The sequence below is a fragment of the Gimesia maris genome (assembly GCF_008298035.1).
GTDB classification, from domain to species: domain Bacteria; phylum Planctomycetota; class Planctomycetia; order Planctomycetales; family Planctomycetaceae; genus Gimesia; species Gimesia maris.
This window is the reverse complement of the sequence record NZ_CP042910.1, coordinates 1971677-1984522: the sequence shown is the minus strand read 5'-3', so window position 1 is coordinate 1984522 and position 12846 is coordinate 1971677. Positions and strand designations below refer to the sequence as shown.

General features: G+C 51.3%; 12 protein-coding genes. 8 read left to right on the top strand and 4 right to left on the bottom strand.

Annotation, left to right across the window (positions count from 1 at the left end; genetic code table 11):
- Positions 1-27: 27 nt before the first annotated feature.
- Positions 28-1911, bottom strand: a complete 1884-nt coding sequence (locus GmarT_RS07560; protein WP_002646014.1) for an FAD-dependent oxidoreductase — start codon at positions 1909-1911, stop codon at positions 28-30.
- A gap of 101 nt (positions 1912-2012) precedes the next feature.
- Here GmarT_RS07560 and GmarT_RS07555 point away from each other — a divergent pair, with 101 nt between their 5' ends.
- The 8 genes from GmarT_RS07555 (at position 2013) to GmarT_RS07520 (ending at position 10090) form a co-directional block, all read left to right on the top strand.
- Positions 2013-2726, top strand: coding sequence for a FadR/GntR family transcriptional regulator (locus GmarT_RS07555; protein ID WP_002646015.1), 714 nt, complete (start codon positions 2013-2015; stop codon positions 2724-2726).
- 34 nt (positions 2727-2760) lie between these two features.
- Positions 2761-3834 carry a hypothetical protein gene (locus GmarT_RS07550; RefSeq protein ID WP_002646016.1) on the top strand — a complete coding sequence of 358 codons (1074 nt, stop codon included), beginning with the start codon at positions 2761-2763 and terminating at the stop codon, positions 3832-3834.
- Between the two features lie 197 nt (positions 3835-4031).
- Complete coding sequence (locus GmarT_RS07545) at positions 4032-4751, top strand: GntR family transcriptional regulator (RefSeq protein WP_002646017.1); 720 nt, start codon at positions 4032-4034, stop codon at positions 4749-4751.
- The gene (locus GmarT_RS07540) at positions 4741-5901 is read left to right on the top strand and encodes a sialidase family protein (protein ID WP_002646018.1); all 1161 of its coding nucleotides are present in this window, start codon (positions 4741-4743) and stop codon (positions 5899-5901) included. Before GmarT_RS07545 ends, GmarT_RS07540 begins: the two co-directional genes overlap by 11 nt.
- A 103-nt stretch (positions 5902-6004) precedes the next feature.
- Positions 6005-7324, top strand: a complete 1320-nt coding sequence (locus GmarT_RS07535; protein ID WP_149302511.1) for a hypothetical protein — start codon at positions 6005-6007, stop codon at positions 7322-7324.
- A 248-nt stretch (positions 7325-7572) separates the two neighbouring features.
- A complete protein-coding gene (locus tag GmarT_RS07530) occupies positions 7573-8481 on the top strand; it encodes a DUF1559 domain-containing protein (protein ID WP_002646020.1) in 909 nt (302 codons plus the stop codon).
- Positions 8482-8545: 64 nt separating this feature from the next.
- Positions 8546-8962: a hypothetical protein gene (locus GmarT_RS07525; protein WP_002646021.1), complete on the top strand. Its 417-nt coding sequence runs from the start codon at positions 8546-8548 to the stop codon at positions 8960-8962.
- 12 nt (positions 8963-8974) lie between these two features.
- Complete coding sequence (locus GmarT_RS07520) at positions 8975-10090, top strand: sialidase family protein (RefSeq protein WP_002646022.1); 1116 nt, start codon at positions 8975-8977, stop codon at positions 10088-10090.
- A 93-nt stretch (positions 10091-10183) separates the two neighbouring features.
- On the opposite strand, the gene GmarT_RS07515 is transcribed toward GmarT_RS07520, so the two are convergent.
- The 3 genes from GmarT_RS07515 to GmarT_RS07505 form a co-directional block, all read right to left on the bottom strand.
- Positions 10184-11137 carry an IS110 family RNA-guided transposase gene (locus GmarT_RS07515; protein ID WP_002643830.1) on the bottom strand — a complete coding sequence of 318 codons (954 nt, stop codon included), beginning with the start codon at positions 11135-11137 and terminating at the stop codon, positions 10184-10186.
- A gap of 534 nt (positions 11138-11671) precedes the next feature.
- Entirely contained in the window at positions 11672-12211 is a 540-nt protein-coding gene (locus tag GmarT_RS07510; RefSeq protein WP_044237496.1) for a hypothetical protein, read from the bottom strand.
- 14 nt (positions 12212-12225) lie between these two features.
- Positions 12226-12834 carry a Hint domain-containing protein gene (locus GmarT_RS07505; protein WP_261337829.1) on the bottom strand — a complete coding sequence of 203 codons (609 nt, stop codon included), beginning with the start codon at positions 12832-12834 and terminating at the stop codon, positions 12226-12228.
- Positions 12835-12846: the final 12 nt, after the last annotated feature.

The window sequence follows — 12846 nt, the reverse complement described above, 5'->3', positions numbered from 1 at the left end:
ATCACCCAGTTTTTTGTATTATCTGCTTCAATACACCCTGATCTCACACACCCGCGCCTGAACCACTCCGTTCGTCGCAGTCACGACAATCCGTAGCTGTTTCACAGTGATCTCCGATTCCAGTTGATGCACTCGACGCCGCTGAACATTCCCCGTAACGTTAACAATCTGTTGCCAGTCAGAACCGTCGTGAACTTCAATCTGATAATCCCGCACCGTTTCCGGTTGCGGCGTTCCCCACTGCATCTTAGCAGTATAACCATCATGATGGCTCAAAGTCAGATGCCGATGCAGGCCCGTATCAAATATCAGTTGAACCACATTCACCTTTATTGACTTTTCCCATTCCAACAGCAGCGTCGCCGGCAGATCTTCAGCAGGATCGGACAACCAGCGATGCCCGCCGGGAAAGGCACGCCCCTCGGGTGCACCGGCCGATCCGTGCACACTTCGCGTCTGTCCCGAGATTACATGACATGCTTCGTATCCAGCCTGCTCGCTACTGGCAGAAACACTTGCGGAGCGAGCGAGATCATATACATCTTCGTTTCGAATCCCGACCAGATACGCATCATCACGCAACAACTGCTGCTGAATCTGCGCCATTATTTCAGAATTCGTGCTCAACTCAGCTGGTTCCTGCTGTTGCTGAATCGCCAAAGCGGCCGCCGTCCCCACTCCCTGCCCGATCGTCGCACAGGTCGCCATCACCCGCGTCGATGAGAATGCCACATGCGTTGCAGAGATATTGCGTCCCGCAAACATCAGATTTTGACGATTCACCGAAATACAGGCCGCAAGCGGTATGTCATACAAATGAGGCACTGGATGCTGTATACAGGGCTCCAGCCCAGGCGCATCGATACCTTCGGGCGGATGCAGATCCAGCGACCAGCCACCATAGGCAATCGCATCAGGAAATGCGCGGGATGAGAGCAGATCGTGTTCGGTTAAAATATGTTGCCCGATGAACCGGCGGCTTTCGCGTTTGCCTGGTACGAATCCAAACCAGTCCAGCGCCCAGTGTGCCGCTTGAAATGGATCTTCGCCGGCGGGCGTTCCCTCCGGTCCGTTTTTCACATGATCCCAAATGCCCAAGACGATCGCCAGCAGTTCATCGCGGATCTGTTCATTCTCTTTAATCGTATCCAGCATACCGCCCCACTCGGCCCACCAGTAACCATACTCGTGTGTCGGCTCCTCTTCACCCGGCGTCGCATAGAGTCGCAGCTTCAACTCTGCGGGATCAAATTTCCGCGCCCACGCGGGCGCCACAAAAGGCATCGGCCGGTCATGACGACGTGCCTGCATCAGAATCGTCGATCCCAGTCGATGTGAATCTGCCGTTTCCGGAGCCAGACTTTCATTGAACTGTTTTTGACTTTCGCGCCCTTCCATAAACAGCGCCCCGGCTTCTGCAGCCAGTCGTCCATCACCGGTACAGTCAATAAATATTTCCGCGTTGATCGTGAAACGGTCTTCTGTACTCTGCCGTTCTGCAGTCGCACTCTCAATCCGGTCGCCATTCAATTGAACCGCAGTCACACAGGTATTGAGCATCAGTGTGAGATTGGGTTCCGCCTGGCATTTCTCATACAGGATCAGATCGAACATCGAAGCCGAACGTTGGGGATTGCGGAGGCAGTTTTCCAGCCTCAACTCCTCGATGATCCCCCCTTCACGGGCTTCCGTCTCCAGTTCTGCTCCCCGATCAAAACGCCCCGTGCCATTCGCACCGACGATATGCATGCGGACTTCACTTGATGCATTTCCGCCGAGCACCGAGCGATCCTGGCACAGAATGACCTTTGCCCCACAGCGCGCCGCAGCCAGCGCGCCGCAGCAGCCGGCCATCCCTCCGCCAGCGATGAGAATCTCAGAATTCAGAACATGCTCTTCCAGTATCGTCATTTTGCCTTAACACCTGTTTTTGTTTGACACCCACTTTAAATGTCATATAATATCACCCAGGACTCTTTTTTCAATATATCCTCCGATAATAACGACCTATAATGGCACTTATTCAAAAAGAACCGCCGCATTCGCTGGCACTGGAACTCTCCGAACGCATCCGCCATCGGATCCAGTCCGCTGAATTTACAGACGGTGATTTTTTTCTGACCGAAGCCGAACTGGCGGAAGAATATCAGGTATCGCGACGCATTGCCCGCGAAGCCGTCAACCGCCTGTGTGCCTTGGGACTGCTGGAAGGACGCAAGCGCAAAGGACTGATCGTCCGCCATCCCGATCCGGTTGAAGTCTGGGCAAACTGCCTCCCTTCACTGGCACGTTCGCAGGAAAAGCTGGCCGAACTCGCATCCTTCCGCTATGCCCTCGAAGTCGGCGCGGTCGAGTTGGCCATCAAAAATGCCAGTGAAGCACAGATTGAACAGCTGGCTGAACTCGCCGAACAGTTCAAACAGATCGCCCGCCAGAAGAAAGACCGCCCGCGCCGTATCGAAGTGGAGCGCCAGTTTCATGGTCTGATTCTGGAGATGTCGAGCGTACCTCTGATCGCCGACATGCAGAAACTGCTGGCGGCTCTCTTTGAAACTTCCTATCCCACGCGAAAATCTCCCATGCTGGATGATGACGTCAACGAGCGCATCATCTGGCAGCACTTTGAACTGGTCAGTGCGATACAGGATCGCGACGTCGAACGGGCACGCTCCGTCATGCGGGCTCATTTAAAATATCTGTTGATGCCGGAACGGGAAATCGACTGAAACACCGAGACATTATTCCAGAAAGCGTATCACCATGAAAAAAACACAATTCTGTTTGATACCCCTGCTAACACTGCTCTGCTGCAGTATGCTGACAGCCGCTTCTCTCCCTGCAGGTGAAAACAGCGACCTGCCGGAAGTAGAAGTCTCGAATGTCCATAAAGTCTTTGACAACGGCGAGCACAATGCGTTTACCGACATGATCGAATTCAAAGACAAATTCTATCTCACCTTCCGCACCTGCCCGGGCGGCCATATGCTGTTCCCGACTTCGCGAATCCTGATCATGCAGAGCGATGACGCGAAAACCTGGAAACAGGTCGATGAATTCTCGGTCCCCAAACGCGATGTCCGCGACCCGCACTTTCTGATCTTCAAAGATAAACTGTTCGTCTACACCGGCACGTGGTACTGCGGCGACTCTGCTCCCAAAACACGGACGATTAACGAACACCTGGGCTTCGCGGTCTGGTCCGCCGACGGAAATGAGTGGTCGAAACCGATCATGCTGGAAGGAACCTACGGCCATTACATCTGGCGGGCTGCTGCCTATAAAGACAAAGCTTACCTCTGTGGACGCCGCATCCGACATTTTGCACAAGGCGATAAGGATCGCGAACTGATCGAAACCGCGATCCTGGAAAGCGACGATGGACTGGTCTGGAAAACCGCCAGCCTGTTCAATGAAAAGCAGGGAGATGAAACCGCGTTTCTGTTTGAAGACAACGGCGACCTGCTGGCCATCGGTCGCAGCGGCTCCAATCCAGCCTGGGTGATGCGATCGCGGCCCCCCTTCGATCACTGGGACCGCAAACAACTCGACCGCTATATCGGCGGACCGCTGCTCGCCAAATGGGGTGATCGCTACCTCGTCGGCGGCCGTCAGCGCAAGAACGGGAAATATGTGACTTCACTCTACTGGTTCAAGGACGATCAACTACACGAATTCGCTTCACTCCCCAGTGGCGGAGACAACTCTTATCCCGGCATTCTGATCCTGAGTCCCGATCACGCCTTGATTTCCTATTATTCAAGTCATGAAAAAGACAAGGATGGTAAACCGATCACCGCAATTTACATGGCTGATCTGAAACTGAAAAATAAATAACGGCAATTCCGTGGAGTTCAATAAGGGGAAGTGTCCTGCGGGAGGCTTTCCCTTTTTTTATAATGCCTCATAATACATTAACGATGTGCATTCTGAATGAACCGCTTTCACTTCAAAACTTGACGCCGCTGATATATCACGATATATTATATTAATTAAAGTATATCCGGTCTCGAACGAACCAGCAGTGGACGCTAATGGAAGATACATCAAAAAATCTCACTGAATACTCTTATCAGTATATCAAACAACAGATGGAACAGAACGTGCTCGCGCCGGGCGCCCGACTCGTGAACCGCAAACTGGCTGCGGAACTGGGGGTGAGTGCGATTCCCGTACGCGAAGCAATCTGCCGTCTGGCATCGGAAGGCTTCGTGGAACACATTCAGGGATCCGGTGCCTTCGTCCGGGAGATTGGACGCGAAGACCTGGATGAATTGTACGTGCTGCGTGATCTGCTCGAAAGTTTCGCAGCCGGCGAAGCGGCCTTGTATATCACACCGCAACAGTTGGACGATCTGCAGTTTCTCATTGACGAGATGCGTGAAATCACTGCTTTGCTGAATGAGCGGAACGCGAAACACACCACGCCGACCCAATTCAATCGCTGGGTGGACTGCGAAACCGAATTTCATGAAATCCTGATCGAAGCCTCGCGGAACCGACTGCTGAAAAAAGTCATTCAGGAACAGCGGGCGATCACCGATGTCTTTTATGCCCTGCGGCAGTTAAAACATAAGATCATCACTCCTCAAAGTGCAGAAGAAACCTGTGCGGGCAAAGAACAGATCCTGGCAGCGTTCCGTAACCGGGATGCCGATCTGGCCCGACAGATTATGAGCGAACAGATCCAGGCAGGCCGTCGCGACGTCCTGGCTTTCATGCGAAAACAGGAACGAGGTCGTAATGCAACTTAAACAGCTGGAAACAGGGATCCTGTTCAAAAATGCAAAACCGCATGTCAAAAGCGTGCACGCCTACTTCCCTTCGGTCGCATCCCTGCCTGATGGCTCGCTGCTCTCGATGTATATGCTGGGAGAAGCCTTTGAAGCGGTCGACCTCAAACTGCACCTGTCGCGATCGAGAGACCAGGGACAGACCTGGGAATATCAAGGCTCGATCGACACCAGTGTAACCGGGCGACAAACATCCACTTTCGGGCGGCTTGCAGTGACGGAAACAGGAGAGCTGATTGCAAATCTGGTTCGCTTTGATCGTACCGATTTCCCCGGCGAAGGCTTATGCAATCCACAGACACTGGGTATGGTCCCCTCCGAACTGTTAATAATCCGCTCCCTCGATCAGGGTAAAACCTGGTCAGAACCAACCCTCGTCACTCCGCCACTCGAGGGCCCCGAATTCGAAATGTGCAGCCCGCTTACGATCCTCAATGATGGCCGCTGGATCTGGCCCACTTCCACCTGGCGAGACTGGAACGGCGCTTTACCCAATGGAAATCGCATGCTGGCGCTGGTCTCCCGCGATCAGGGCAGTTCCTGGGATGAATACCTCGATATCATGCACAGCGAAAACAACAACCTGATCTTCTGGGAATCCAAAGTTGTTGAATACCCTGAAGGACGTCTGCTGGCGGTTGCGTGGTGCTACGACGAAGCATCGTCAACCGATCTCCCGAATCACTATGCAATCAGTGATGACGGCGGAACTTCCTGGTCGGAACCTGCTTCCACACAGATTCAGGGCCAGACTTTGACACCCTGCCTGCTCGAAGATGGCAGCCTGCTTAATATCTATCGTCGCATGGATCAGCCGGGACTCTGGGCCTGCCTGTCCCGTTTAGATGACGCAGGCAACTGGATCAACGGCGACCAGCAGCCACTCTGGGGGCACAATCAGCTGGAAGGGATTACGGCCACGGGAGAAAACATGTCCGATAATTTCGCCGTGCTCAAATTCGGTGCCCCCCATATTACCCGCCTCTCTGACAGCGAACTGTTTGTCACTTTCTGGTGCTACGAACAATGCGTCAGCGTGATTCGCTGGTTCCGCTTTCAGGTTGAACAGCAATCGATTGCGCAAAACCAGAAAACAGTCGTCAATTGTTAATCAGTCACTCACTGCTTGAGGTACACTCGTGTCTTGTCACTCCTTGCGCCTCGGAATAAAGCCAGCCTTGTTCCTCGTTTTGCTGCTCCTGCAGTTACATACAGTGACAGCAGAAGTTCCGGACCTGCAAGTCGCAGTATTTTCCACTGAGATTACTCCGCCCCTGAATGAGCCGGTGGGGATGGGATTTGTTCCCATTCCCCGGACAATTGAACATCCGCTGCTGGCCAAGGGTGTTGTTTTCAAGCAAAATAATCGCCATTATGTTTTGTGTGCACTCGACTGGATGGAAGTTCACAACGAATCATACGACGCATTGCGGAAGACTCTCGCCGAAGCTGCCCACACCACCAGTGCTTGCGTAGCCCTGCATTGCCTGCATCAGCACACGGCACCCGCGATCGACTCAACCAGTCAAAAACTCTATTTAAAACCGGAAGATCCCCGCCGTATTGCATCTCTCAAATACGAACAACGTGTGACCAAACTACTGCACACAGCAGTTCGCAAATCGCTAAAGAGTATGCAGCCCATCACGGGGCTGGGAATCAGTCAGTGCCTTGTGGAACGAGTGGCATCAAACCGACGCCTGAAACAGGCAGATGGCTCCATCCGCGCACGCTTAAGCAGTACAAAAGATCTCGAACTGCAGAACGCGCCACAAGGTCTCATTGACCCCTGGATGCGCACTCTATCATTATTTAACCAAAATCAATGCCTGCTGCAGATCCATTATTATGCCACACACCCACAAAGCTTCTACGGAGATGCCCGCATCAGCTATGACACGGTCGGCATTGCTCGAGAACGACTGCAGAAAAAAAACAATGTGTTTCAGCTCTATTTCACCGCCTGTGGAGGAAACATTGCCATGGGTAAATATAATAATGGCACACGGGAAGCACGCCAGGAGCTTTCAGAGCGGCTATTCCAGGCGATGGAATGTTCCCTCACACAAATCGAACGCCTGCCGGCTGCACCCCTGCAATGGCAGACCACAAAAATTCAGTTTACCCCACGACGCGCCGCTGAATTCCAGAATGCCCCCCAGCAATCGATCCTGCAGAATCAGCAATCCCCCCTCTCGCAAAAAATTAAATCAGCCATGATCGTCACTTGGAACGAACGCCTGAAACAGGGGGACCAGATCGAACTCAGTTGCCTGACCCTGGGAAAAGTCAGACTGCTCCACCTGCCAGGTGAACCCTTTGTTGAATTTCAACTGGCAGCTCAGAAAACACACCCTGAACTGTTCCTGCTGACAGCCGGCTATGGCGATTGTGCAATGGGTTATATCGGGACTGAAATATCCTACTCAGACCGTGGTGGCTATGAACAGACCTGGTCTTTCATCGAGCCAGGCGAGGCATTGCTTCAAGCAGCAATCGAACAACTACTGGCTGGAAACGGCTGCCCTCATTAAAGTTCGTGAGCAGAATTTCCACGCCTCACTTCCCTGAACCCACTTCCGCAGCTCACACCCCACCCCCGGGATGACATTCAGGGAACCCCTTGATTTTTTTGCCAATCATCCATTTTCCCGTTGACAATATTTCCAACCCACCTCATGATATATCATGATATATAATCATTTCATAATTTTACAATTCTCACACAGAGGCCGATTCCTTTGTGGATTCATATTTTTATATCTCTACAGGAGACCGAAAAATGATGAGACGACATCGAGAAACAGAAACTGCCACCAGGGGCTTTACTTTAATCGAATTACTGGTCGTGATCGCCATCATCGCGATTCTGATTGCCTTGCTGCTGCCTGCAGTACAGCAGGCTCGTGAATCAGCGCGTCGCAGTACCTGCAAAAACAATCTCAAACAGATTGGCCTCGCGCTGCACAACTACCATGAATCGCACGGCTTGTTCCCCTTTGGTCGCAGTTTTACTGATAACTCCAGTTCTGCCCCGCAAAACTTCGGTTCCCAGATGTGCTCCACCATGCTGCTTCCATTTCTGGACCAGACGAACGTCTACAATCAGTTCAATTTTCTGGCGGCTTTTAATCACGCTTCGAATTCTCCGGTGACCCAAAACAAAATCAACGTGTTTCTCTGCCCCAGTAATCCACAGGATGAAGGACAGAACTGGACAGGAGCCGGCGGCCCCAACGACTCCTGGGGCAGTCACTATCAGCCGGTAGCACATAGTGGCAGAGACGGGAACCCGGCACGCGATGGACAGGACGCCGTCGGCTTCAATAAAGATGGTGTCTTTTATCGCAATTCAAAAACCCGTTTTCGCGATATCCTGGATGGCTCCAGTACAACCCTGGCGTTTGCAGAAACAGTCGGCGACAAACCCGGTACACACGAACTGTTTACCTGGGGTGCCTACGGCGGTGGTGGCATTGGCGTTCGCAGCGGCATCAATGCCAATTTCCCCCTGCTCACAAGCTGGAGCTGGAACGGCGATGATTTTACAGGTCCCGGCAGCTATCACACAGGAGGCTGTCATTTTCTGATGGGAGATGGTGCCGTCCGCTTCATTTCTGAAAATATTGATCTGGGAACACTGCAGGACCTGACAACCCGTGCCGGTCGTGAAGTGATCGGCGAATTCTAAATCTCTTTGACTGCTTCTGCTTCACAAGCGACTGCATCGCCACACAATTTACAGGTACCAGAAAATGAGCAAACTGAATTTCCTCTGTAGCTGGCTGCTTTTACTCACTGGATGCGGTCAAGCGACCGACGAAATGACGCTCACCCCCATGAGTGGAACCATCACCTACCAGGGAACTCCCATTGAGGAAGGAGTGATTCGACTCGTCCCCCAGAAAGGCAGCTCTGCACCAGTCAGAACAACACAAATTAACGCAGGCAATTATCAGTTCACCGATCGGTCCGCAGTCAAACCGGGCACGTACCAGGTAGAGATCAATGCCTACCAGGGAGAAGCGGGACTGCCCGGTGATCAACCCACAGGAAGTTCCACCAGCCGAAAACAGTACCTGCCAGAACAATTCAATACGAAATCAACGATTGAACCACTCACCATTCCGCCGGACAGTGACCCGGTCCAGCATGATTTTAATCTCAAATAAAAAGGCCTCTCCATGAAATCGCTATTCCGTATCCCGCCCCTCTGCCAAATTGGTTTCAGCCTGCTGTTTCTGGCTATGATATCGACCGCTAACCCCAATGATTGCCATGCTGAATCGCGCCTGCTGATCAAAGCCACAAAAGAGCTGCCGCGACATGGCGAAGGTGCTTTGCTCACGCTCGACAACGGGCGACTACTTGTCGTTTACACCCAATGGTACGGCGCCACAGGCAACGACCATGACCCCGCGCGGCTGGTTGAAATTCATTCGGACGATGGTGGCAAAACCTGGTCGGAGCCGCAAACCGTTCAGGAAAATATTGGCAAGATGAACGTGATGTCGGCCAGTCTCGTCAAAACAACCAGTGGGAAAATCCTGCTGACCTACATCCGCATCGACAGCAATCGCTTTGCCAATTTATGGTTCAAAGAATCAACTGATGAAGGAAACACCTGGAGCGAACCCAAACAACTGTCACATGGCAAAAAGGGATTAATTTTCACCGTCAACTCAGCAGCCATCCGATTGAAATCCGGACGCATCCTGCTGGCTGCCTTTGGTTCTCCCAGTGCCTGGCAGAAAGACGAACACTTTGTCTCTTTCAGTTTTTACACCGATGACGAAGGCAAGACCTGGCATCGATCAGCCAATGAAGTGGATTGTCCTCTGCGCGGTGCAATGGAACCTGAAATTGAACAACTCAACGATGGGCGTATTCTGATGCTCATCCGCACGCAGACCACCCGCATGTATCGCGCTTACAGCAGTGATGGGGGAGAAACCTGGAGTCCTGCTGAGAAAACCGACATTGTACATCCCGAAGCCCCCATGCTGCTGCAGCGTGCACCAGGAAAAAACGCACCGCTGATCCTGATCTGGAACAATGCAGTTGTTCCCGGAGCCGACCATCAGGGACCACGCACGCCGCTGACTCTCGGTCTTTCCTATGATGAGGGAAAAACCTGGGAGAACCTGACCAAAATCGAAGATGATCCCAAAGGCTCTTACTCTTATGCCAGCATGGATTTTCGCAATGATTCGCTGCACCTGGTGTATTACGGTCCGGGGGGACTGCGTTACCAGGAAATCCCATTAGCGACTCTGTTGCAGAAAAACAGTGAGCCCTGACCGACTTCGGCTGGCAGATTCAATCAGCCGAGCCTGCGTAGATTCCAGTGAAACAGGAAAGATTAAAGGGGTCAGCGACTGTCTTGGATTATGTCAAGAAGCAAGAAGATTTTGATCCCACGTCTGATTGTTTTTCATCATCGAATTCAGGATGGTGATAAACTTTCTCATGCAGGCTGTGATGGCCAGTTTCTTCGGTTTACCTCTTTCCAATAAAGACAGATAAAATGCTTTGATGCGACTGTTCCAGCGCGTGGCTACTAAGGTCGCCATATAAAGGATCCGCCGTATCTGGCTTCTGCCGGCATATGTTCTGCGCTGCCCTTTGAATTTACCACTGTCCCGAACGAGAGGAGCCAGGCCGACGAGCTTGGCGATCTGCTGCCGATTCAGTTGCCCGAGTTCAGGCAGCCCGGCAATCAGATTAGCGGTTGTTGCCGGGCCGACACCTTTCGCAGAGAGCAGGATTTCGGACTTCTGTTTCATGGTCTGGTCGGCTTCAATGACCTTCAGCATTTCATTGTCCAGTTTTTTAAGCTGTTTCTGATAGAGTTGGATCGCCCGTTGAATGAATGCCCGAATTTGCCGATCCTCAATTTGCTGCTGACGATTGGATTCCTGGGTAATCATACTTTGAACCTGTTCTCGACGAGTTGCCAGCAACTTGAGTTTCTCCCTGTTTCGATCGATTTTTCCCATCGTCCTCGGTTGCATCATCTGTCCAAAAGAGGCGATGATCCTGGCGTCGATGGCATCGTTTTTCTCAAGCTTCCCACAGGCTCTGGCAAAGTCACGAATCAGCTTCGGATTCACCACGGCACATGCAATTCCCTGGCTCTGTAAATATTTGACCAGTTTCTTTTCGTAGCCACCCGTGGCTTCCATGACGACGGTTGCGTTGAGCTTGATGATCTGCCGGGCAAGCAGCTTGAGGGAATCCTGCTGATAAGCGATCTTCTGCTGCTGGCCATTAATCGTATGGAAGAGATCGAGTGAATCTTTAGAAACATCAATGCCAACCACAGAAATTGAAGAGGAGTCTTTCATCGTGTGTCCCATCCTAGTAAAATACGAGCTCACCTGAGTGGCTCTAGCGACTGTTCGGGTTGAAAACGATGCGGCTCTGCGATCCAACTGACCCACGGTGTCTATCAGCACCCAGGACTCGACGATCTACAAAGTCGCAGCTCATCCCTGATGGCCATCAGGGATGAGCTCTTATCAATATAACCAGCCACATCAATTCTGTAAGCCTGGTCCAATGCCGCTCGTACCCGAGATACCAGGACTCTTTTTTTATAGTCCTGACCCCCTTTTTTCGCTAGAAAGATCCCACTCCGTTTTTGAAGATGCATCTGGCAGCAGACCAGCCAATTCCGGTTCAAACTGCAGTTCCTCGGGAACGACAACCAGAGTGTCGCTGACGAAGCCCCCCCAGCGGAGGGCAGGATTATCAGACTTATGGCATGTTTTATGAGAGAAATAACCCAAACCGGCACTTTTAGTTCTGAGATACTTCATGTGCCATATGAGACATCTCAGAAATGAAGCCAAGTACGAAATTAAGGTTATATTACTGATTCAATCAGATGGAATCTGATCAAGCCAGTAGGTATAGCTATCTCTCCAAATGTTTCCATCTTTTCTCTCACGAAGAATACCGTATGCTTCAGCGATAGAACCTCCTATCGGTTCAAGGGGATTCAACTTAAATCCTTCCAGCACTGGCAGGTTATATGAAATCTCGCTCTTGGGGCGTCTCAAAACACTCCAGCGGATTTTGTGCCTGCTCTCCTTTAATAATAATTTTGCCAACAGTAACCCCATATCTGCAGCCAGGGCATAACCTCTGTCAGTCAGTTTCTTTTTTTCAGTGTCACATTCTGAGAATTCTTTTTGTTGAAGGTATTGAGCTGCTTTTTTACCTGCTGCACTCATAATTTCTTCAACGTCTTGATTTTTCGTTTCAGGTACATTCAGAAATTTCAACAAAAAAGAAACTCGTTCATCAATTGAAGCTAACAGCCAGTCTCTGTATTGTCTGGCTTCTTGTAGGGTCCAGTCTCGAGCATTTTTTTGACACAGTTCAAGCGGGGGGACAAACAAGGGATATTCTTTCATACCAGATTCCATCATCAGTAATTGATCGTTATACCGGAAAGTTCAAGAAGTTTTTCAAGAGGTCCCGTAGGACCAATTTTTCCAGTCTTGCTACGAAAAAAGTGCCATTCGATCTTATCTATTCCATTATTTGGTGTGCTCAACAATTCAACATCTTTCGCTACTTGAGTGCGGACAAATTTACTAGCAGAAGTTCTTCCTACTTTTGACTCTCGAGCTACACCATCAGCCAAATTATCAATGTATCGACCACCTGATGAAGTTTTTCTGTAGACTTGAGATACACCTCCATATGTATCCTCCAAAAATTTCTCACCTGCTTTTCCAGCGGCCCGATTTGCCTTTAATTGAGCCTTGGGACATAGGCCGCCATTATGAACCAGCACACCAGAATCGGCAACGAAGTAGGTGTGTTTAACCTGGACTTCGAGATTGTAAACCGGTTCCGGCGGGCCGCGGGGGGTGATACTGGTGACGCGGGCGATGCCATTTAAGGTCTGCAGTTGTTCGCCCACGGAGAGACTGTCGGCCCGGATGAAGGCTTCCCGGTCCACGCTCCAGATCGGGTGGTTCGGCGTGGTGCCGATCGGTTTGGATTTGCCTTCAACGGCGACGCAAAACAGATCAGCGATTCA

Coding starts and splice junctions, on each gene's coding strand:
- GmarT_RS07560 (WP_002646014.1), bottom strand. CDS start 1,911: ATGACGATACTGGAAGAGCATGTTCTGAATTCTGAGATTCTCATCGCT.
- GmarT_RS07555 (WP_002646015.1), top strand. CDS start 2,013: ATGGCACTTATTCAAAAAGAACCGCCGCATTCGCTGGCACTGGAACTC.
- GmarT_RS07550 (WP_002646016.1), top strand. CDS start 2,761: ATGAAAAAAACACAATTCTGTTTGATACCCCTGCTAACACTGCTCTGC.
- GmarT_RS07545 (WP_002646017.1), top strand. CDS start 4,032: ATGGAAGATACATCAAAAAATCTCACTGAATACTCTTATCAGTATATC.
- GmarT_RS07540 (WP_002646018.1), top strand. CDS start 4,741: ATGCAACTTAAACAGCTGGAAACAGGGATCCTGTTCAAAAATGCAAAA.
- GmarT_RS07530 (WP_002646020.1), top strand. CDS start 7,573: ATGATGAGACGACATCGAGAAACAGAAACTGCCACCAGGGGCTTTACT.
- GmarT_RS07525 (WP_002646021.1), top strand. CDS start 8,546: ATGAGCAAACTGAATTTCCTCTGTAGCTGGCTGCTTTTACTCACTGGA.
- GmarT_RS07520 (WP_002646022.1), top strand. CDS start 8,975: ATGAAATCGCTATTCCGTATCCCGCCCCTCTGCCAAATTGGTTTCAGC.
- GmarT_RS07515 (WP_002643830.1), bottom strand. CDS start 11,137: ATGAAAGACTCCTCTTCAATTTCTGTGGTTGGCATTGATGTTTCTAAA.
- GmarT_RS07510 (WP_044237496.1), bottom strand. CDS start 12,211: ATGAAAGAATATCCCTTGTTTGTCCCCCCGCTTGAACTGTGTCAAAAA.